Below are 21,669 nucleotides of genomic sequence, written 5' to 3'. Positions count from 1 at the left end.
CGATGGATCCTGTCAAAGCCGCACCATTTGAACCGAAGGAATTGCTCGAACGCTTTGCCGACGCGGGAGGACGCCAGGGATTCCGGGCGCAGACCATGGCCGTCATCGAGGGATGTCCGTTGATCGCGATGACAAAACGGACGACGGGTCCGCGGCCCCGCATCTACCTTTCCAGCGGCGTGCACGGCGATGAGCCGGCAGCCCCGCTTGCACTGTTGAATCTGCTCGAGCGCGGCCGGTTTGATTCACGGGCGGTGTGGTTTCTTGTACCCATGCTCAATCCCTCCGGCTTCCTGCAGGGGAAGCGCGAGAATCGCGCCGGAATCGACTTGAATCGAGACTATCGCCACAGGGTCACCCCTGAAGTTGCGGCCCATGTGAAATGGCTCGAGTACCAGCCGAGCTTTGACCTCTCGATCTGCCTGCACGAGGACTGGGAATCCAAGGGATACTACCTCTATGAGCTGAATCCCAACGCGCGCCCATCGCTCGCCCGGACAATCATCGACCAGGTCGCCGCCGCCCACCCGATTGACATGGCCCCCGAAATCGATGGACGCCCGTCCATCGGCGGCATCATCCGACCCGATGCTGATCCTGCCAGGAGAGAACGCTGGCCCGAGGCCTTCTATCTGAGCCTCCACCACACCACGCTTTCCTACACGCTTGAGTCACCGTCGGCATTTCCACTCGACGAGAGGATGCGGATGCATGTCCTCGCCGTCGACGCCGCCCTGGACAGGTTCCTGAGCCAATAGGCTTCGGATTGCCGGGGACAGAATGACGTGGGGCTATTTCTTCTTTCCCTTTCCATTCGCCGCCGGAGCCTTTCCTCCCTCGACGGGATGCGGGTGCACCTCATGCAGAAGTTTCTGCAGTCTCGCGATGGTCTTCGCATGGGCCGGGTTGTCGGCGAGATTGGTCATCTCTCCGGGATCCGCCTTCAAGTCATACAATTCCCTGCCCCTGGCCCCCCGGTCCCACTCCACATAGCACCAGCGCTCCGTGCGCACACTGTGGCCCGGAAACCCCGCGCGCTGCGTCTGGATGAACGCCGGGTGATTCCACTTCGCGCTCGGATCCTCCAGCAAAGGACGCAGGCTTCGCCCCTCGACTGCGGCGGGCACGGGAATTCCCGCGAGATCCGCGATCGTCGGGTACATGTCGAGCAGTTCGACAGTGCGCGGACTCGCAACTCCTGGATGACTGGGCTTCGGAGGCACAATGATCATCGGGACTCGAGCCGATCCTTCAAACAGACTCTGTTTCATGAACAGGCCGTGTTCACCCATGAGGTAGCCATGATCGCTCCAGAACACCACGAGCGTGTTCTCGCGCAGATTCAGGCGATCAAGTGCATCCATGACGCGCCCAACCTGCGCATCAACGAAGGAGAGTGTGGCATAGTAGGCACGCACCGTCTCCAGTGCCTGTTGATGAGTCGCTCCTAACATCGGCCAGGGATTGTTCGAATCAAGCGCAGCTTCAGGAACGGTCCGCTCATACCCTGGTGGAACCACAGGCAGCTTGATCTCCGAAAGCGGATAGAGATCGAAATATTTCTTCGGAACAATATAAGGGCAGTGCGGCTTGTAGAAACCCACCGCCAGAAAGAACGGCCGGTCCTTGTTCTCCTCCAGAAGCCGGATCGCCTCGGTCGCCACCTTTCCATCCGTGTAGTCCTCATCCCTGCCCTCCGGATCCGCATACATCGAAAGCGATGATCCCAGTCCGCGCTTGGGCGTGAAGTTGATCACCTTCGATTCAAGTGTCTTGTCGCGCCCGCTCGGATTCACGACCTTGTCCCAGGATGCCGGATCGTCGAGTCCGCTGGTGCCAATCTGACCGGGATTGCCGTAGTGGTAGATCTTCCCGACGCGCGCCGCAAAATAGCCGTGCTTCATGAACAACTGCGGCAGCGTGATGACATCCGGCAGGCCCTGCCGGAAATGATAGCTGAGATCAAACACCCGCGTCACATCCGGCCGCAGCCCGGTCATCACCGAGGACCGGCTTGGTGAACAAAGCGGAAACTGGCAGTAGGCGCGATCAAAGCGCACGCCCTCCCTGGCCAGACGGTCGATGCTCGGGGACTTCACCAGCGGATGGCCGTAGGTCCCGAGATCGTTGTTCATGTCATCAACCGAGATGAATAGAACATTCAACGGACCGGCCTCTGCCCCGGTCTGCACCAGGACTACCGCAAGCAGGAACACACTCAGGACAATCAGGGGAGGACGTTTCATGGCCTGCATAGAGGCCGCAAATCGGAACATTGGCAATTCCGCGCTTTGACCTGAACCGCAGCTACGGTGCAGCGACAACCAGCGACGCATTCGTTCCCCCGAAACCAAAGCTGTTTGCGAGCGCTGCGCGCACCGGTTTCCGTACTGCGGCGTTGGCGGCGATCTGCAGGCCGAGCGATGCAATCGCAGGATCCAGGTCCTTCAGATTGATTGTCGGCGGTATCACGCCGTCGCGGATGGCGAGGACGGCTGCAAAGGCGCCCATGGCGCCTGCTCCACCAAGGAGATGGCCCACCATGGACTTGGTGGCGCTGACATGCAGCGCATGCCTGTTGTCGGCAAATACAGCGGCTATGGCCGCCGCCTCCTCACCGTCGCCACCCGGCGTCGAGGTCGCATGGGCTGACACGAAGTCGATGTCCCGCGCCTCCAGACCGGAGGTAACCAGCGCCCTCCGCATCGAACGCTGCGAACCTTCGGCCGATTCGGCCAGCGATGAAAGATGCCAGGCATCCGCCGACGCTCCGTATCCTCGCACCTCGGCATAGATCCTGGCGCCCCGCTTCAGCGCCTGCTCGCGCTCCTCCAGAAGAAACACGATGGATCCCTCGGAAAGAACAAAGCCGTCGCGACCGACATCGTAGGGGCGTGAGGCCGCCTCCGGATGGTCATTGCGGGAGGACAGCGCCCGCATCTGCGCAAACGCTCCGATCGCCAGCGGCGTCACCGTGGATTCGGCGCCGCCGGCAATCATCACATCGGCATCCCCTCTCGCAATCGCCGCCGCCGACTCACCCAGGGAATGGCCGCTCGTTGCACAAGCGGAGGCCACCGCCATGTTCGGACCCCGGAAGTTCAGCATCAGGCTCACCTGGCCGGCCAGAAGGTTCGGAGCGATCTGGATGATGAAAAAGGGCGATATCCGGCGATAGCCTCCCGTCTTGTAGACATCGTGCATGGCCTCGATCTCGGGCAGACCGCCGATGCCCACGCCAAGGTTCACACCCATGCGATCGGAGTCGAGCGCCGTGCGATGGGCGTCAAGGCCGGAATCGGCATACGCCTCAAGCGCGGCGGCGCCGCCGAGAAAGGTGAAGCGTCCGAACTTCTTGAGATCCTTGGGCGTGAACGGCGCGAGAACGGGTTCACTGTCCTTGCCGCGTGGATACAACGGCGCCCCCAATGGCGTTGTCGGATCAAATCCCCTCACCTCGCCCGCGATGCGGACATTGCACGCCGATGCATCAAATCGCGTGATCGGCCCGATCCCGGACCGTCCGGCCACCAGACCGCTCCAGGTGTCCGCGGCATTCAGCCCGAGCGGTGTCACCGCGCCAAGGCCGGTGATCACCACGCGACGACGCAACGGAAGCGGCGGGGGAGGAAGCGGGAAGGAACTCATGTTTTCGGTATGGAATTGATGCCGTGCGGACACCGCGCAACCCGCGAGAAAGCCTGTTCACCCGGGGGGTGCAAGCCACAGTTGCAGGCTCAAGATGCCGCCTGTTGTCATCAGTACCATGCACGGGGCTTTGACTTCACACCCGCGCGACGTTCCTCTTGCCTTCCCGCACGCATGGACTCTCCCTTCGCTTCCTTACACGCCTACTGGCGAATGGAGTACATTTCGGCACCGCGCCCTCCCACCGAGGGCAAGCCGTTTTCTCAGCTGCCGGGCATGGGCGACGACCGCAAGGCCCTGATCGTTCATCGATCCGCATTGTGCTACCTGATGCTCAACCGTTTCCCCTACAACCCCGGGCATCTTCTCGTCATTCCGTTTCGCGAGGTTTCCGACCTTGAGGACTTGAACACCGGGGAAAGCGCCGACCTCTTCGCGACGACCACATTCGGCAAGAAAGTGCTGACCGCCGTGATGTCGCCGGACGGTTTCAACATCGGCTTCAACCTCGGCCGAACCGCCGGAGGAAGCATCGACCATCTTCACGGGCACATCGTGCCCCGCTGGTCCGGCGACAACAATTTCATGCCCGTCATCGGACAGACGCGGGTGCTGCCAGAGTCGCTCGAAGCCACCTGGGAGAAACTTTCGTCCGCGGCCGCCAGGCTTTCCGCAGTGCGCTGATCCCAATCCATGGCATCACAGACTCTGCGCTTTCCATCGCCCCGGCATCTGAATCAGCTCTACGCAGGTCGGGAGGAGAACCTGGCGCTCGTCGAACGCGCACTCGGCGTGAAACTCGCCGCCCGCGATGACTGGTTGAAGGTGGAGGGCGCGGAGGATGCGGTGGCCAGGGTGGAAATTCTTTTTGGCTTCCTGAACGACGTTCGCAATCACGGCGTGTCCATCCGCACCAACGACTTCACGCGCATTGTGGAGACCATTGCGCGCGGGGAGGCGGAGTCGCTCAAGCAGCTTTTCGGGGAACCGCTTGTCATCGCCACGCAGCGCAGGAGCATCGTCCCCAAGACACTTGGGCAGAAGCTCTACCTGCAGGCGCTCCTGAGCAGTCCGATCGTCTTCGGCATCGGGCCGGCGGGCACGGGAAAAACCTACCTCGCCGTTGCGCACGCCATCAGCCTTCTGCTCAAGAACCAGGTCCAGCGCATCATTCTCACACGACCCGCAGTCGAGGCCGGCGAACAGCTCGGCTTCCTGCCCGGGGACCTGCGCGAGAAGATCCTTCCCTACCTGCGTCCGCTCTACGACGCCATGCACGACATGCTGGACGCGAAGGATGTCCAGACCCTGACGGAAAAAGGTGTGATCGAGATCGCTCCGCTCGCCTACATGCGCGGACGCACCCTCTCACACGCGTTCATCATCCTCGACGAGGCGCAGAACACCACGCCGGAACAGATGATGATGTTCCTCACGCGACTCGGAGAGGATTCGCGCATGGTGGTCACGGGCGACATCACGCAGGTCGACCTCCCCAGAAACAAGCAGAGCGGCCTCATCGAAGTGAGTCGGATCCTGAGGGATATTCCCGGCATCGACTTCCACTATTTCAGCGGATCCGACGTTGTCCGGCACCCGTTGGTCCTGAAGATCATAGACGCCTATGAGCGTTACAAAAATCCCATTGGCCAGGCGGAGGAAAATGAGAGTCAATAATCGCTCGCTTTTCCCGACAACAGATATTACCTTGCATCAAAGCCAGCCCAGCATGGCGATAGTTTCGGTTTTCAGTCCCTCGTTCCAGCGATGGCACTAATCAACAAGTTCAAGCTCCTGCGCGGCGGGGCGGGAGCCCATCGTCGCGTCCGAAAAAGTGTTCCTGATTCGGAACTGCTCGGGTTCCTGGAAAACAGCCGGCTGATCGCATCGCTCGTGTTTGTGGCGACGGTTGCCGCGATCGTGCTCGTCAGCTTCGTCGGAGTGACCACGGCCAACCTCCTGCTGCTTCCCAATCAGCTGGCCAATGTTCGCATCGTCGCCGGTGCGCCCTTTTCCTATCAGAGCACCGAGAAGACGCGGCAGATGGCCGAGCAGCTCCGCGATCGCACTCCCCCCGTGTACCGGCTCGAGTTCGAGCCGCTGCGCCTGTTCGAGACGAATGTTCGCGAACTCCTCGCCTCCCTGGACAAACTTGAGAAGGAGGAAGGAGGAAAAACCAAGCAGGGGCAGGACCGCACAGCCGCCCTGGCGCCGGTTGTCGACGCTTTCAATGCCAAGGGGCCGTATCGCGTCAGTGTTGACGACGTGTCTGCGCTGCTCGACGCCGGAGACGCGAAGGTGCGTTTTGCACTGGTGGAAAATGGACTGGCGGTCCTTCGCGAAATCTACACCGAAGGCGTGCACGACGGCTCGGTTCTGCCGGCTGGGAGCGATGGGCGCGTCACGGTGTTCAAGATTCTCAAGTCGACGGGCGAAGTTGCCCAGCGACCCGTCCAGTCCATGGACGAAGCCCACGCCTACCTGCGCATCAACATCGCCGCGGAGGGCATGGGCCGCAGCACGGAGGTCGCCCTCTACCGCATCTTCAGAAACGGACTCACTCCCAACCTGATCTATGACCTTCAGGCAACCAAGAACCTCCAGGAAAACGCGCTGAAGAACCTGCATCCCGTCGTCGTCAAGATCGAGCGCGGACAGACCCTCGTCGAAGCGGGCACGCGTGTCACCCCGGAGCAGTACGAAATGCTGCAGGCCTACCGCAAGGTCGTCCTCCGCGATCACAACCTGCAGTTGAACGAGGGACTGCAGTTGTTCGGCCGCATCCTGCTGGTCCTCGCGATGGTCCTCGCCAGCGTCATCTACATCCGGCTTGAGGACCGGGAAACCCTTCGCAGCAACACCCGCCTCGCCCTGCTCGCGCTGACGGTTGTCGTCAATCTGGCGCTCGTGCGGGCAACCTACTCGCTGGGCGGCCTTCCCTTCTTCGTCGACGACTCCACAGCCGCATCGATCCTCCCGCTGGTCGCCCCTGCGGCGCTCGCTCCGCTGATTGTCGCCATTCTTCTCAACACCGGCTCCGCCATCTTCATGGCGCTGCTCATCTCGATTTTCACGAGCGTGATCTACGGCAACCGCCTCGACCTCCTCGTGCTGACGTTCCTTTCCTCGATGGTTGCGATTTTTGCCTCGCGCTCGAGCCGCAAGCGCGGGCGCGTCGTCCGGGCGGGGCTGCTCGGCGGCATGACAGTGGCGGGGTTTGTCCTGCTGTTCGGCGTTGTCGACCAGCTGCCGGTTCGCGCAGTGCTCCAGCAGATGAGCGCGGGCCTGGTCACCGGGCTGCTCACGGGCATTGTGGTTGTCGGACTGCTTCCCGTGCTCGAGGGACTCTTCCGGCGAACGACGGACATCACGCTGCTCGAGCTCACCGACTTCAACCACCCGCTGCTGCGTCGCATGCAGCTCGAGGCTCCTGGGTCCTACCATCACTCGCTGGTCGTCGCCCAGCTCGCCGAGAACGCGGCAAACGCCATCGGCGCCAATCCGCTCGTTGCCCGCGTATGCGCCCTCTTCCACGACATCGGCAAGATCGTCAAACCCGAATACTTCAGCGAAAATCAGCGCGAGGGCGTGAACCCCCACGACGATGCCAACCCGTCGCTTTCCGCGCTGATCATCAAGGCCCACGTGAAGGACGGCGTTGACCTGGCGCTGAAGTACAAGCTGCCCCGCATGGTCATTGAAGTCATCCAGCAGCACCACGGCACAACCCTGATCCGCTACTTTTTCCAGCGGGCCGTCCAGGAACTGGCGAAACCCGCGTTCTCCAAGCCGGGCGCGGGCGACCTCCGCGAGCACAATGTCATCCGCGCCGACCCCTCCAGGGTCTGTGAAACGACCTATCGCTACGACGGCCCCAGACCCCAGTTCAAGGAAAGCGCGATCATCCATCTCGCCGACATGTGTGAAGCGGCGTCACGCTCCATGCGCAGAGTCACACCGCAGCACCTTGCCGAGCTCATCGAACAGATCGTCCGCGCCAGCGTTGCGGACGGTCAGCTCGAGGAGTCACCCCTGACGTTTGAGGAGATCAGCAAGATCAAGAGCAGCTTCAATTTCACGCTGCTGAACATGCTGCACAGCCGCGTCGCGTATCCTCCTGCCGAAAGCGGGGCGACCGAATCCAGGAGCGGCCAGCCGCACTCCGCCCACTCGTCGTGACACGATCTCGCGCCCGTCCGCCGCGCGCCGCGGCCAGCGAGGCCGCACCGGCGCGCAAGGTGTCAATCCGCGTGCTCCACCGCCGCCTGCGCGTGAATCGGCGCGGACTCCTCAAGGCCCTGGCAGCACTGGATCAGCAGTTTTTTCACACAGCGTCCGACCTGCCCGAACTGACGCCATCCGCACGGAAACGCGCACGAGCCCCGGGCGTGGAAAGCTTGAAGTCAGGCATCGTCCGCCCCTGCCCCGCGCTGCCGTCGGGAGAACTTTCCCTTGCCTTTCTCACGGACGCCGCCCTGGCCGATCTTCACGGGCGGTTCCTGAACGACTTTTCGACCACCGATGTGATCACGTTTGAAGGACACGCCGAAATGGGCACGGCCGGCGAGATCTGCGTTTCCGTCGACACAGCGGCCCGCTATTCCAGCGATCGGCAAACGGATTTTTCCCGGGAACTTCTCCTCTACGTGGTTCACGGCTGGCTGCACCTCGCCGGCTACGATGACCTGCGCCCTGACAGAAAGCGCCGCATGCGGGCGGCGGAAAAGCGCGCGCTCGCCCTGATCAACGCCGCAGACATTCCCCGCATGTTCAGGCTCGCCTGAGCACGATGTTCGCCGCGGATTCCGGGGATTGTCGGCGCACATCCCCAGCAATCCGAACGGAGTTAAAGTCACCAGAGACGCCTGCTACGCCGGTGAGCCAAAAGGATGCTCAATCCGATACTCTCTCGGGGTGCAGCCGCACACACGGCGGAAAGCCTCGTTGAAGCGGCTGAGAGAATTGAAGCCCGAAGTCATCGCAATCTCCAGAATCTTCTCATCGGTCGTCGCAAGCAGACGCTGCGCGTGGGACACCCGGTGCCTGGTGAGATAGTCGATCAGGGTCGTGCCGAAGGCCTTCTTGAAAAGTCCCATCGCGTAATTCGGATGCAGGCCGACACACCTGCCGATCTCCTCCACCGTCAGCGCCTCGGTGTAGCGTTGCGCAATCAGACACGCCATCTGCTCGACCTTGTTGAGCTCCCCGCAATGAAGCGGAGCGGCGCGCCTGCGGGATCTCGCGCTGCCAGCGGCGTCGGACGATGCCGGAAGCGACCGGAGCAGGCGTCGAAGCCTGGCCTCCATTTCAAGCATGACCAGGTGGCGCACGTCCTCATCCGCGTTGGCCAGGTCGCTTTCCCATTGCGAGAACAGATCACGGTCCTGCTGCACACGGCAGGACACATTTTCCGAAATGACCTCACCCCGCAGCAATGGCTGCACGAAGCGCTCCGGAAAGCGGCACTGCAGGAACCAGGAAAGCGGAATGGTCGCCGCAAAATACCGGGTGTCGTGATCAAACTCCTTGATCTGATGCGGAATGCTTGCCCAGAAGACCGCCAGTTCATCCGCCTCCACCTTTACCACGCGCCCACCCAGCAAATACGTGACTGAACCCGAGGTCAGGAAATTCAGCTCGATCTCATTGTGATGGTCTGGACGACGCATCGGCGACGGCGTCCAGCGCACACACGTCAAGCCGTACGGTGTGAAGTCAGGCCGGTTGGGGTCGAACGTAACCATCACTGCCTTAGGATTCCGCAAGTACGCACGCAAAATTAGGGAGAATCAAACGGATAATCGCGCTAACATGCACGCGTTGCTTCTTCTCACACTGAATCTGCTCAACGATACGTCCCGGCTCGGTCCCAAGGCAGGCGGACCTTCGCCGAAAGCTTCGACACATGAATTCGCATCCGGATGCATCGCTCTCGACCCGGGAGTCCGCGCATGGAAGCCTTCAATCCCCGTCCCATGGAAACGCCCACGCGCATTGCCAACCTCCGCTGCGAATATCTCGTCGATCCGCTCGGCATTGACGAACGCGCGCCGCGACTGAGCTGGAATCTCGTCACCAGCCGCCAGGGCGCCCGCCAGCGCGCGTATCGGATTCGCGTCGCGAGCAGTCTGGAAAAGCTTCTCACCGGGCCCGCGGACCGATGGGACTCAGGCCGGGTCGACAGCCCTCAGACCCAGCATGTCGTTTACCAGGGCCGGCCGTTGGAGTCGCGCGATGCCTGCCACTGGCACGTGGAGATTTGGGACGAAACTGACGCATCCGCACGATCAGAGCCCGCCAGTTGGACCATGGGACTGCTCGACCGTCGGGACTGGAACGCCCGCTGGATCGCCGCCGATCCCGAAACCATCACGCGGGACCCCGCAGCCATCGCTCCTTCCCTGGCCGCATCGGGCACCCCTGGAGTCTTTCGCCGCGGATTCGATCTCTCCGCCGATGTCACGAGGGCGACGCTCTACATCAGCGCGCGCGGACTGGTCCATGTTCGGGTGAACAGCAGGCCACTCACCCCCGATCTCTTCATTCCTGAGTGGACCGACTACGACAAACGCATTCATTTCCGCACCTACTCAGTCTCCACTTCGCTGCACGCAGGCCGAAACTGGCTGGAGGTGACGCTGGGCGACGGCTGGTGGAGCGGATACGTGGGCTGGCAGGAAACCCGCGCACGGTACGGATCCCTGGAAAACAGCTTTCTCCTGCAACTCGAAATGGAGCTGTCCGATGGCCGCACGGTCGTCGTCCAAAGCGATCGCACCTGGCAGTGTCACACAGGCCCCATTCTCTCCTCCGATTTCATGATGGGCGAGGTGTACGACGCCCGTCGCGAACAGGACACCACACTTCTGCTGCCGGTCGCGGCGGCAACACAGGCGCCGGGCCCCTCTCCCGAGCTCCTGGCGTCACTGCCCTGGCTGCAGGCCCGGGAGGTTTCCGCCCCGGCTGCACCCCTCGTCGCGCAGCGTGCCGGGCCCGTGAGAATCACCGAGGAACTTGTCCCCATCTCCTCCAATGAGGTTGCACCTGGTGTTCACGTCCTCGACTTCGGGCAGAACATCTCAGGATGGATCCGCCTGGCGGTCAGGGCTCCCAGAGGCACCGTCGTAAGACTGCGCCACGCCGAGCGCCTGAATCCCGACGGCACGCTCTACACCGACAACCTGCGACAGGCCAAGGCGACCGACGTGTACACCTGCCGCGGAGGCGATGCCGATGAGGTTTATGAGCCGCATTTCACGTTTCATGGATTCCAATACGTGGAAATCACAGGCCTGCCAAGTGCACCGCCCTCCCATGCGGCGGTTGCCTGCGTGATCCACTCCGTGCTTCCACCCGGCGGCAGCTTCGAATGTTCCCACCCCGGCGTGAACCGCCTCTGGCTGAATGGCGTCTGGTCGCAGCGCGACAACTTTCTGTCCGTCCCCACCGACTGCCCCCAGCGCGATGAGCGTCTCGGATGGACGGGCGATGCACAGGTGTTCATTCGCACCGCCAGCTACAACAAAGACGTCGCGGCATTTTTCACCAAGTGGATGATCGACGTCGACGACGCGCAGACGCCCGAGGGCATTTTCCCTGACATCGCACCGCGCCTGCGCGATGGCGAAAATTATGCCGGTCTCGGGAACCTCTGTGGCGCGGCTGGCTGGGGCGACGCCGGCATCATCGTCCCCTGGACGATCTGGCGGGTCTATGGCGACCGGCGCATCATGGAGCGCCATTGGCGGGCCATGGAGGGATGGATGGACTGGATCGAGGACAACAATCCGGGATATCTGCGCGTCAACCAGCTCGGGCACAACTACGGCGACTGGCTCTGCATTCCCACCGACACGAGTTTTGGAACACACTCGCCGATGAAGAATCTGCTCGCGACGGCCTACTGGGCGGACGACGCGGCAAAGATGGCGGTGATGGCACATGCCTTGGGAAGAGACGAGGACGCAGCGCGCCACACTCGTGTATTCGTCAAGGTCCGCGAGGCATTCCAGAAGGAGTTCCTCGGTGAAAACGGCCGGCTCACGGTCGAAACTCAGACGGCCTATCTCCTCGCTCTGGCCTTCAATCTCCTGCCGGAATCCGATCGACCCAAGGCCGCCGAACATCTGGTTCGTCTCATCCGCGATCTCGACTGGCATCTCAGCACGGGCTTCATCGGCATCGGACACCTCAACCCTGTGCTAACGGAAACCGGCCATGCAGACGTGGCCTACCGGCTCCTGCTGCAGGAGTCATATCCGTCCTGGCTGTATCCGATCCGGCACGGCGCGACCACCATCTGGGAGAGGTGGAACGGCTGGACGCATCAGGATGGGTTCTTCAATCCTCAGATGAATTCCTTCAACCACTACTCGCTCGGCTCCGTCGGGGAGTGGCTGTTCCGCCATGTGGGTGGCATCGAACTCGATCCTAAGGTTCCCGGGTTCGAACGCTTCGTGCTCAAACCCTGGCCGGGCAAAGGGCTCGATTTTGCAAACGTGAACTATCGCTGTCCGCACGGTGAAATTCTCAGCCATTGGAAGCTTGCGGGGTCTTCCTTTGAGTGGAAGGTCGTGATTCCCCCCAACACCCGCGCCCGCATTTTTCTGCCGAGCGATCCCGACACCGAAGTCGTTTGCGACGGACTCTCCGCCTCGGAGCGCATAGGCGGTTTCGCCGTCTGCGATGCACTGGCAGGCCAGTACACGCTCCACAGCACCCTGACGATCTGAGACCAGAAGCAGTCACGCCGGACCGTGCCGCGAAGTGCGGCCTGAGCCGCCACTGCCCCACCATGTTTCTCATTCGGATCCTTGCAGCGTTCGTCACCGCGGTTGCCTTGTCCGCAGCTTTGTCCCACGCCTCCAAATCGCCTGCGGAAGATCATGACTCGCTCGTGCGCCCTGTTTCCGATCGGGGACGCTTCTTGCCGCTCTTTCGCCCCATGCAGGCGCGATGGAACGAGATCCACCGCTCCCCAATACCTTAGAAAACCGTCAGAAATGCACATTTCTCGGGAAGAAACATTCACTCCGATGTGATAGTCTGAGGCACACTCGCTTTCCGGTCTCATTTCGGCGACCCGGCATGATTTCCCGGAAATGCCCCACCCCTCCCCTCCACTCCCATGTTCCCCCGACTGAAGGTCTCTCGCTGGCAAGCCAGCGCAATCACGCATCTGCCGCTCGTCCTGTCCATCCAGCGGTTCCTGCTCGTTCAAATATGTGCCTGCCTGGTCGCCACCGCGAGCGCCCAGTCACCCGCCACCGGCACGATTCAGGGTCGCGTGCGAAACGCGGAGCTTGGCATCTACCTCTCCAAGGCGCTCGTGATCATCGATGGCACGACCGTCGAAACGCTCACGAACGAATTTGGAGAATACACGCTGTACAATGTACCTACGGGCGAGGTGCGCCTGACTGCATCCTACACAGGACAGACTCCCGTCTCCGCCACGGTGACAGTCGCCGCCAATGAGACCACCCCCAGGGACTTCGCATTCGTCGGAAAGGATACCAAGCGAAATGCCGACGGCACCCTCGTTCTGGATCCCTTCACCGTCGCCGCTGACCGATTCCGCAACGCCCGCGAGATCGCGATCAACGAGGAACGCAATTCCGTCAACATCAAGAACGTCGTCGCGATCGACCAGTTCGGCGACATCCCGAGCGGCAACATCGGCGAGTTCGTCAAGTTCCTGCCCGGCGTGCAGGTCTCCTACGGCGCCTTCGGCGGCAACAACCAGGGCTATGCCGACTCCGATGCATCCGGAATCTCGATCAGGGGATTCGGCCCAGAGGACACCGCCGTGCTGATCGATGGCATGCCGGTTTCAAACGCCACTCCCGGAAGCCTGTCGCGTCAGGTCGCCCTCGATCAGCTCTCGGTGAACAACGCCTCACGGGTGGAACTCATCAAGGTCGCCACTCCCGACATGCCGAACAACTCCATCGGCGGGCAGGTCAATCTCATCACCAAGAGTTCGTTTGAATTCGCAAGGCCGACCTACACCGGACGCGTCTTCTTCAACTTCAATTCGATGGACGCCGATCTCAAGAAGACACCGGGTCCGGTGAAGAACGACACCTTCAAGTCCACCCCCGGCCTGGAGTTCACAGTCACGCAGCCCTTCAGCAAGACACTCGGCATCGCGTTCACCGGGTATCTGGCCCGCGAATACAAGAACAACTACAGGGTGCAGCCGAGCTATTCTTACACGGGCACCTTCAGCAATCTGGCCGGCCAGCAGATCTCCCTCGCCAATCCCGCCCTGACGCGGTTCCAGATCCAGTCCACGCCGATGATGGTCGACAAGATGTCCGGCAACCTGCGCGTCGACTGGAAGCCGTCCCCCTCGCAGTCCATCAGGGCCAATGTCCAGTACAGCACCTACGACAGCGTCGAAGCCCAGCGCAATCTCGACATCCGCCCGACGATCGCGGCGGGCGCGGACTGGGGTGCGACCAAGTCCATCGGAACGACGGCGAACAGCACGACGTCCATGGTGGTTCGCACGCGCGACAAGGTGGGAAACACACGCTCGACCCAGCTCGCCTACGATCTCAATCTCGCTGGCTGGAAAATCGCCGCAAAGGGGAGCTATTCGGTTTCAGAAAGCGATTTCCGCGACCGCCAGAACGGCCACTTTTCCGAGGTTGCCGTGCGCCTCAATCCCGGGGCCGTGAACTTGGAGAACATTCAAAATGGAGTGCCGGGAAAGATCACGACCTACGAGCGGGGAAATCCAGCGACCATTGTCAAGGACTACACCCAGATGAGCAGCTACTCGTTTGACGGCACCATCGCCCAGTCGGGTGAGGCGTTTTCGAGAAACTCCGTAGGGCTCTACGCTGTCGATGTCGAGCGCGACCTCAGTTTTCTTCCCTTCATCGGTTCGAACACGCTCTCCCTCAAGACCGGAGCGCGCCGCGATCAGGATAAAACCGAGAAGTCCGGAATCGGAACCGGCTATCGTGAAATTTTGGCCACAGGGAAATCCTACCTGATCTCCGACATCTTCGACGACAACTACCAGGGGCAGTCTCCGGGCTTCGGTCTTCCCGCCCAGCAGTGGGCCTCCACCTACAAGCTGTACGAGCTCGATCAGAAGAACGACCTGTTTGTGGCGCCCACCGACGGCGCGGATGCGATCAACAACTACAACAGCTATGTCAATCAGCAGAAGCAGATGACCGACACCAAGGACGCCGTCTACGCGATGCTGTCGGGCAGCTTCCTGAACAACCGGCTCTTCGTAGTTGCGGGCGCCCGCCAGGAGACTTCAAAGCGCGTGGGGCGCGGCCCCTACACGGATGCACGCTGGGACTACGCCAAGACTCCCGACGGGCTCATCTATGTCGACAATTTCTACCGCACGGGCGTGAAGCTGACCGCCACGAACTCCATCCGCACCAACGCCGACGGCACCACGACAACCATCACGAATTTTCTGAGTGATTCAGCCCTGCTTTCACGGATGACAACCGCGGGCGTGAAGTATCCCGATCACATTCTCGGACCCAACAACGCTTCGCTGGAGTCCCGCATGCGCCAGCTCCAGCCTCTCCGCGAAATCAGCACCAGATACAGGGGGGATCCGTCATTCAGCTTCAACACACAGTTCAAGCTGACGAAGAAGCTCGACATCAAGCTGGCCTACTCACGCTCCTTCAAGCTTCCGGATCTCGAAAACGGCACGCAAGGCCTCGTCTCGGGCAACAACAGTTTCACCATAAACGAAAGCGTGCCCATTGCCGCGGACGGCACGCGGGGCACGATCTCGGTTGCCAACCCGCAGATCAAACCGGAGACATCACAGAACTGGGACATCGAACTGGCCTACCGGCTTGGCGAAAGCGGACAGGTGTCCATCGCGGGCTACCACAAGTCCGTCACCAACCAGGTTGTCACTTTCACTTCCTTCGACGACTCTCCGGTCTTCCAAACTGTTCTTCCCATCCTCGGGCTGGATCCGGCCGACTACGAGGACTGGCGCCTGACCACCTCTTCCAACAGCACGAGCAAGCAGGCCACAAAGGGCGTGGAGGTCCAGATCATCCATGATCTCTCCGTGTTCGGACGCTGGGGCAGGAACTTCCAGGGCTTCCTGACCTTCTCGGCAAAGGAACTGGCGAAGCCAGCGGTCTCCGAGCCCGTCACGCTAACGAGCCCCAGCGGCAACCCCATCACATTCACTCCGAGCGTCAAAACGATCACGATGACGGCCAACCGCTTCGGGGGAGCCGGCCTCCAGTACATCGGACGACGCTTCTACGCCCAGCTCCGCGCAACCTATCGCAATGACAATGAACTCTCCGGCCAGATCGTGCTCGCCGACGGCAACGTCATCCGTCGCATCGCACCCGCTGAAACCCGCGTGGACCTCAATCTGAACTACATCCTCAGCAAGCGCTACAACCTCTTCCTCAGCGGAAGGGACATCCTCTACTCCGAGCGCAAGATTGAATGGCGCGACGACAAGGGCATCCTGCCCTCCTATGCGCAGATCATCGACTGGCGCGAATTCGGAGTCACCTGGACCGTCGGCCTCAACGCCCGCTTCTAAACGGAAATTCAAATGAGGCACCGCACCTGCATCGCCGCCGGAGTCATGCTTGCGGCGTGTGCATTCATCCATGCATCGCCGAACGGTGCGCCTTCGTCCGCACCTCTTCCATCGCAGATCAAGCGCGCGGAGAAGATTGTGCAGTCACTTTCACTGCACGAGTCAGCCATCAAAGAAGCGGCGACAGCAGCAATTGCCGGCCAATATGCCGCGCTGAGCTCGATTCAGGCGGCCCGTGATGCCGCGATCAAGGAGGCGAAACTGCTTAGGTCGACCGACAAGGCCGCGTCGGAGGCGGCAATCCATGCGGCACAGACCCGTGCACTCGATGAACAGCGGACACTGCATGCGCACTTTCTATCCATCCTTGCCAGTGCTCTGAAGCCCGACCAGATCGACAAGGTCAAGGACGGCATGACGTACGGAGTCCTTCCGCTCACCTACCGCGTGTATCAGGAGATGATTCCCGGCCTGACTGCTGAACAGAAGTCCCGGATCCTCGCCTGGCTCACCGAGGCCCGCGAACTGGCGATGGACGGCGGGAGCTCGGAGGAGAAGCACGCGATTTTTGGCAGATACAAGGGCCGCATCAACAACTACCTCTCCGCAGCCGGCGTCGACATGAAGAAAGCCGAGCAGGAGATGATGGAACGAAAAAAGGCTGCTTCGGCGCCGTAACCGCGCATCTGGTCCGGGGATCCGCCCGTGCAGCCGCCATTGGTTGAGACCAACTTCATGAACACCATTACTTCGACACGGCCGCGCGGACTATCCAAAGGTCTCATGTTTCTCCTCGCGACCCTGCTTTTGGTCACTGCAACAGCCCACGCCCAGTATCCCTACATAAGCCCGGAAATCAAGCGCGAGGCCGACGCTCGGCGGGCCGCAGCCGACGCCCACTCCGACCAGGCTTTCATGGCGGCCATGACGGAGGTCCGAGCCTGGGAGAAGAAGGGCAAACCCTACCTGCCGGCCGCGGCCGAGCCCAGGGATCTGCCCCAGGCATCCATCCCGGCCTTTCCCGGCGCAGAAGGCGGCGGCATGTATTCCTTCGGAGGGCGAGGCGGGCGGATCTTCGTGATCTCCAGTCTCGAAGACTCCGGACCCGGCACGCTGCGCGAGGCGCTCGAGGCGGGCGGCCCGCGCATCATCATTTTCAACGTCGCCGGAATCATCCGCCTGAAAAGCCGCATCCGCGTTCGGGCGCCCTATGTCACGCTCGCGGGCGGCACCGCGCCGGGCGACGGCGTGTGCGTCGCCGGCGACACGGTCGAACTGGAGACCCACGACGTCATCATCCGGCACATGCGTTTCCGCCGCGGCGAAACCTGGGTCGGTGATCGCAATGACTCCATCGGCGGGAATCCCATCGGCAACATCATGATCGATCACGTCTCCGCCTCATGGGGGCTCGATGAAAACATGTCGATGTACCGCCACATGTACCAGCCACCCGGCGGAGGTCCTGAGCTCAAGCTCCCCACCGTCAACATCACCATTCAGAACTCGATCTTCAGCGAGGGACTCAACACCTACCACCACGCGTTCGGCAGCACGATCGGTGGACTCAACAGCACGTTTCACCGCAACCTCTGGGCGAACAACACGGGACGCAACCCGAGCGTCGGCATGTACGGCGACTTCACCTTCGTGAACAATGTGCTCTTCAACTGGGTGCACCGCACGATCGACGGCGGGGACCACCGGAGCTTTTTCAACATCATCAACAACTATCTCAAGCCGGGTCCCGCGACCCCAGCCGGCAAGCCCATCGCCTGGCGCCTGCTGAAACCGGAATCGGAGCGGAGCAAGACCGTCTTCGATCATTTCGGAAAGGCCTACGTAAGCGGCAATGTCGTCGAGGGAAGCTCCCGCGTCACCCGCGACAACTGGGACGGCGGCGTGCAGCCCGAGTCGCGCGCGGACGTCGCCAGCGTGTTGCCGTCAATCCGGCAGGACCAGCCGTTTCCGCATGCTCCGCTGAAGATCCTGCCGGCGCGTGAAGCATACGAGTACGTTCTGGAAAACGCCGGCGCCACGCGTCCGCGGCGGGACGCCGTGGATTTGCGCGTAATACAAGGCGTGCGCACCGGAACGGTGACCAGCCGTCCCTTCAGCGGTTCCCGCGAAGCCTTCAAGGCCGTTCGGTACAGCGACAAGTCCATCGACGAGATGATCCGTCTGGTCGATCTCGGCATCATCACCAATCCGTCACAGGTTGGTGGATACCCGAAATACCAGGGAACCCCCTATGCCGATGCCGACAATGACGGACTTCCCGATGATTGGGAAAAGCGGAGCCGGCTCAACCCGAGGGATCCTTCGGATGCTTCAATCGACTCCGATGGCGACGGCTATTCGAACATCGAGGAGTTCATCAACGCCACGGATCCCCTTGCAAAGGAGCATTGACCTACCGACCAGTGGGCCGATTGACGCCTGACCTGCTTCGTTTGGTGGCCAGATGCCAGCAAAGGCACATCGGACACTGATAGGCGACTCGCTGGCGCTCCACGCCCACCATGGCCGCGGACTGCAACGCCTCGCCTTGACTGCGATAGCGACGCTTGCCCGTGCAGGAGTCGCTCTCCCCAATTCCATGCTGTTTCTTTGGCGGCACGAACGCCGACACTACGGCCCGGACTATTGGGGTCAATCGCCTGCAATCCGCTGTCGCTGAGCAAAAATCTGCAATGCGCCTCATATCCCGCTAGTCACACGCGTCTTACCTTCGAGGTGAAACCTTCGCGAACCCGTGCCTTTCGATAAAGTGGCGATCTTCGCGTGTCGATTTACCCATTTTCATCCAAGCATGAATTGGCGCAATACGGCACTGCTCGTCCTCATTTTATCGATGGCGGTGTTGGCTGGACTGGTCGTGGCCGGCCACGACCTTCTGACCCCATTCATTCAGGATGCCCGCAGTTCAACCTTTGCAATCCTGATCCCCGCACTGGGTGGAGCGGCTCTCACAACGGCCATCCTTTGGTTCCTCGGTGAACGCCTGTTCGCAAGACGAATTCGAAGGGTTCGCGCCGTTGTGGAGCGGCTTGGAAACGAAAAGGTGGCGCGCGAGCTTGAGCTGTTTCCCGGGCGGGATGAGACCGCCGAACTGGCTCATGCCACGGGCATCATGGCGCTCCGCCTCCTTGATGAACGGAAAAGCGCCGAAGCGGCCGCGCACGCGCGCTCCCGTTTCCTCTCGACCATGAGCCATGAGATCCGGACGCCTTTGAACGCCGTGCTCGGCTACAGCAGTCTGCTTCGTTCAACCACACTCGAGCCGAAGCAGGTCGAATGGCTGGATGCTCTCGTCACGGGCGGTGAAACCCTGCTCAGTGTCATCTCCAACATTCTCGACTACGAAAAGGCCCAGAACGGCAAACTCGACCTGCATCCAAAACCGGTCAAGATTCGTAGTCTGATTCTGGATACGGTCTCCGCGATGGCTGCATTCGCCGAAAGCAAGGAGCTCAGGCTGGAGTCCGGCATGGATCCGCGTGTGCCGGAGATCCTCGTCATCGACTCGATCCGCCTGCGCCAGGTGCTGATCCATCTCCTCACCAATGCGATCAAATTCACCCGCTCCGGCTCCGTGGAGCTGACCATCGGCTCCCGGCAGGCCGGCCAGCAGGGCCGCATCGTCCTTGACTTCCGCGTGCATGACACCGGCCCTGGCATTGCCGCCGACCTGATCCCCCGCCTCTTCATTCCATTCACGCAGGGCGACGATTCACGCACCCGGGTGAGGGGTGGCATCGGCATGGGCCTCGCCCTCTGCGCAAGACTCGTCAACGCCATGGGCGGCAGCCTGCATCTCGAGTCCACATCGGAGATGGGCACCGCATTTGCCTTCTCGGTCGAGGTGGAGGTTCGCGCGAATCTGGACACCGCCCCTGCTCCCTCCACCGAAGACCCGACTCCCGCCCATCAATCCCTGCACGTCCTGGTGGCGGAGGACAACGCAGTCAATCGCGGGCTGCTTCGAACCATGCTCGGGCAGCTCGGCCACAAGGTTGAATTTGCCGTCAACGGCATAGAAGCCTTCAAGCGCATGCAGAATCTCCATGTTGACGTCGTGCTGATGGACATGCAGATGCCCGAGCGCGACGGCTGCGAGGCGACAGCGCTTTATCGAAGCTGGGAGAAAACCTGCGATCGCATGGCTCCGCTTCCAATCATCGCACTGACTGCGAATGCCCTTGCATCAGATCGCAAACGCTGCCTCGACGTCGGCATGAACGGCTTCCTCAACAAGCCGATTCTGCTCTCGGACCTGCGCGCCGCGCTCGCAAAATTCACCCACGACCCGACGCGCGAAAGCCCTTCAGCTCTCTGAGCTCTCGCACTCGGACTGCGCCCTCAATACAGGACCGAGGGCTTGAGGATGACGTGTTTGATCTTCTTTCGTCCCCACGTGTACGTGATGTGAACAAGCCCATCGGAGGTCTGGATCACCGCGGGATACGAATAGCCGCTGACCATGGGCTCGGCCTCAAGCGTCACGATGTGTTTCCACAGAAGTCCGTCGGAGGAAATCGCAACATCCAAAGGCCAGCGGTTTCCCTTGCCCGGCTCATCCGGACGGTGGCCGGAGTGGTTGTACACGATGAGCTGCCGGCCGTCCTTGAGCGTCACCGCATCGGTGCCTGAATTGGGATTCGGCAGCTCCGTCGCCGCCAGTCCACTCCACGTCTTTCCAGAATCCGCCGACCACGTCATTGCGACATTTCCTTGCTTTGTCCGGCACAGCGCCTCGAGCCGGCCATCGGCATGAAACAGAATGCTGGGCTGGATCGCATCCAGTCCCGGTCCCTTGTCCACCGAGGCCGTCTTTTCCCAGGTCTCCCCCCGGTCGCGCGTCGTCTCAAAGTGAACCCGCCATCCATCGGGCGTTCCCTCCGTGCTCGAACCGCACAGCCAGGTGCCATCGGACAACAGCACCGGCTTGTTTTTGATCGGCCCAAGTATGCCATCGGGCAACTGGCGCGCCGGGCTCCAGTTGCGCCCGCCATCATCCGACGTGCGCATCATCCCCCACCATTCGCTTGGAGACGGTCCCACTTTGTAGAAGAGGACCAGCCGCCCGCCGGGAGGATTGAAGAGCACGGGATTCCAAGTCGGCATGCGGGGTCCGTTTGACTGACGCCCATCCGCCACCTCGACCGCCTGGGTCCACCGGTTGTTTTCGAAATGAGCCACCCAGATGCCGACATCCGGAGCGCGCTCCTTCGTGCCTCCGAACCATGCGGCGACAAGGTGTCCCTTCCCCACTTCGACAATCGTGGACGCATGCGACTCCGGATACGGCGGATTGTCATTCACGAAATAGCAGGCCTTCACGCCCTTGGGAAGCCGCGCGCCGAAGAGCGGCGGGCCTGCAAGGACAACAACGGACAACACGCATGTCAGGATTCGGATGTTCATGATAAAGTGTGCTTCGCCCGATCGTTCGG

At 61.5% G+C, this 21,669-nt stretch carries 14 protein-coding genes; 10 read left to right on the top strand and 4 right to left on the bottom strand.

Annotated features, from left to right (window positions below; genetic code table 11):
* Nucleotides 1–2 precede the first annotated feature (2 nt).
* Nucleotides 3–758 carry a M14 family metallocarboxypeptidase gene (locus HS122_09780; protein ID MBE7538688.1) on the top strand — a complete coding sequence of 252 codons (756 nt, stop codon included), beginning with the start codon at nt 3–5 and terminating at the stop codon, nt 756–758.
* A gap of 33 nt (nt 759–791) precedes the next feature.
* Here HS122_09780 and HS122_09775 read toward each other — a convergent pair whose 3' ends face one another.
* Together HS122_09775 and fabF are read right to left on the bottom strand one after the other, a co-directional pair.
* Nucleotides 792–2,246 carry a sulfatase gene (locus HS122_09775; protein MBE7538687.1) on the bottom strand — a complete coding sequence of 485 codons (1,455 nt, stop codon included), beginning with the start codon at nt 2,244–2,246 and terminating at the stop codon, nt 792–794.
* Between the two features lie 61 nt (nt 2,247–2,307).
* Nucleotides 2,308–3,648: a beta-ketoacyl-ACP synthase II gene (gene fabF / locus HS122_09770; protein ID MBE7538686.1), complete on the bottom strand. Its 1,341-nt coding sequence runs from the start codon at nt 3,646–3,648 to the stop codon at nt 2,308–2,310.
* Nucleotides 3,649–3,861: 213 nt separating this feature from the next.
* Here fabF and HS122_09765 point away from each other — a divergent pair, with 213 nt between their 5' ends.
* The 4 genes from HS122_09765 to ybeY all read left to right on the top strand — a co-directional run bounded on the left by HS122_09765 (nt 3,862) and on the right by ybeY (nt 8,432).
* Entirely contained in the window at nt 3,862–4,332 is a 471-nt protein-coding gene (locus HS122_09765) for an HIT domain-containing protein (GenBank protein ID MBE7538685.1), read from the top strand.
* A 9-nt stretch (nt 4,333–4,341) separates the two neighbouring features.
* The gene (locus tag HS122_09760) at nt 4,342–5,325 is read left to right on the top strand and encodes a PhoH family protein (GenBank protein ID MBE7538684.1); all 984 of its coding nucleotides are present in this window, start codon (nt 4,342–4,344) and stop codon (nt 5,323–5,325) included.
* Nucleotides 5,326–5,415: 90 nt separating this feature from the next.
* A complete protein-coding gene (locus HS122_09755; protein MBE7538683.1) occupies nt 5,416–7,827 on the top strand; it encodes an HDIG domain-containing protein in 2,412 nt (803 codons plus the stop codon).
* Between the two features lie 128 nt (nt 7,828–7,955).
* Complete coding sequence (ybeY, locus tag HS122_09750; protein MBE7538682.1) at nt 7,956–8,432, top strand: rRNA maturation RNase YbeY; 477 nt, start codon at nt 7,956–7,958, stop codon at nt 8,430–8,432.
* Nucleotides 8,433–8,516: 84 nt separating this feature from the next.
* Here the strand turns inward: ybeY and HS122_09745 are convergent, their stop codons facing one another.
* The gene (locus tag HS122_09745; GenBank protein MBE7538681.1) at nt 8,517–9,392 is read right to left on the bottom strand and encodes a helix-turn-helix domain-containing protein; all 876 of its coding nucleotides are present in this window, start codon (nt 9,390–9,392) and stop codon (nt 8,517–8,519) included.
* Nucleotides 9,393–9,623: 231 nt separating this feature from the next.
* Between HS122_09745 and HS122_09740 the strand changes: the two genes are divergently transcribed.
* The 5 genes from HS122_09740 (at nt 9,624) to HS122_09720 (ending at nt 20,552) form a co-directional block, all read left to right on the top strand.
* Nucleotides 9,624–12,380, top strand: coding sequence for a family 78 glycoside hydrolase catalytic domain (locus tag HS122_09740; protein ID MBE7538680.1), 2,757 nt, complete (start codon nt 9,624–9,626; stop codon nt 12,378–12,380).
* A gap of 395 nt (nt 12,381–12,775) precedes the next feature.
* Nucleotides 12,776–16,213: a TonB-dependent receptor plug domain-containing protein gene (locus tag HS122_09735; protein MBE7538679.1), complete on the top strand. Its 3,438-nt coding sequence runs from the start codon at nt 12,776–12,778 to the stop codon at nt 16,211–16,213.
* A gap of 12 nt (nt 16,214–16,225) precedes the next feature.
* Nucleotides 16,226–16,891, top strand: a complete 666-nt coding sequence (locus tag HS122_09730) for a DUF3826 domain-containing protein (protein ID MBE7538678.1) — start codon at nt 16,226–16,228, stop codon at nt 16,889–16,891.
* Nucleotides 16,892–16,996: 105 nt separating this feature from the next.
* Nucleotides 16,997–18,625, top strand: coding sequence for a polysaccharide lyase (locus HS122_09725; GenBank protein ID MBE7538677.1), 1,629 nt, complete (start codon nt 16,997–16,999; stop codon nt 18,623–18,625).
* Between the two features lie 400 nt (nt 18,626–19,025).
* Complete coding sequence (locus tag HS122_09720) at nt 19,026–20,552, top strand: response regulator (protein ID MBE7538676.1); 1,527 nt, start codon at nt 19,026–19,028, stop codon at nt 20,550–20,552.
* 23 nt (nt 20,553–20,575) lie between these two features.
* On the opposite strand, the gene HS122_09715 is transcribed toward HS122_09720, so the two are convergent.
* Nucleotides 20,576–21,640 carry an exo-alpha-sialidase gene (locus HS122_09715; protein ID MBE7538675.1) on the bottom strand — a complete coding sequence of 355 codons (1,065 nt, stop codon included), beginning with the start codon at nt 21,638–21,640 and terminating at the stop codon, nt 20,576–20,578.
* Nucleotides 21,641–21,669 lie beyond the last annotated feature (29 nt).

It is taken from the genome of Opitutaceae bacterium (assembly GCA_015075305.1).
Lineage (GTDB): Bacteria > Verrucomicrobiota > Verrucomicrobiia > Opitutales > Opitutaceae > UBA6669.
This window is presented reverse-complemented; position numbering and strand designations above follow the sequence as displayed.

Bases quoted from the DNA above. Each gene is read 5' to 3' on its own strand.
- HS122_09775 (MBE7538687.1), bottom strand. From the start codon at position 2,246: ATGAAACGTCCTCCCCTGATTGTCCTGAGTGTGTTCCTGCTTGCGGTA.
- HS122_09720 (MBE7538676.1), top strand. From the start codon at position 19,026: ATGAATTGGCGCAATACGGCACTGCTCGTCCTCATTTTATCGATGGCG.
- HS122_09740 (MBE7538680.1), top strand. From the start codon at position 9,624: ATGGAAACGCCCACGCGCATTGCCAACCTCCGCTGCGAATATCTCGTC.
- HS122_09780 (MBE7538688.1), top strand. From the start codon at position 3: ATGGATCCTGTCAAAGCCGCACCATTTGAACCGAAGGAATTGCTCGAA.
- HS122_09760 (MBE7538684.1), top strand. From the start codon at position 4,342: ATGGCATCACAGACTCTGCGCTTTCCATCGCCCCGGCATCTGAATCAG.
- HS122_09745 (MBE7538681.1), bottom strand. From the start codon at position 9,392: ATGGTTACGTTCGACCCCAACCGGCCTGACTTCACACCGTACGGCTTG.
- HS122_09730 (MBE7538678.1), top strand. From the start codon at position 16,226: ATGAGGCACCGCACCTGCATCGCCGCCGGAGTCATGCTTGCGGCGTGT.
- fabF (MBE7538686.1), bottom strand. From the start codon at position 3,648: ATGAGTTCCTTCCCGCTTCCTCCCCCGCCGCTTCCGTTGCGTCGTCGC.
- HS122_09755 (MBE7538683.1), top strand. From the start codon at position 5,416: ATGGCACTAATCAACAAGTTCAAGCTCCTGCGCGGCGGGGCGGGAGCC.
- HS122_09715 (MBE7538675.1), bottom strand. From the start codon at position 21,640: ATGAACATCCGAATCCTGACATGCGTGTTGTCCGTTGTTGTCCTTGCA.
- HS122_09735 (MBE7538679.1), top strand. From the start codon at position 12,776: ATGTTCCCCCGACTGAAGGTCTCTCGCTGGCAAGCCAGCGCAATCACG.
- HS122_09725 (MBE7538677.1), top strand. From the start codon at position 16,997: ATGTTTCTCCTCGCGACCCTGCTTTTGGTCACTGCAACAGCCCACGCC.
- HS122_09765 (MBE7538685.1), top strand. From the start codon at position 3,862: ATGGAGTACATTTCGGCACCGCGCCCTCCCACCGAGGGCAAGCCGTTT.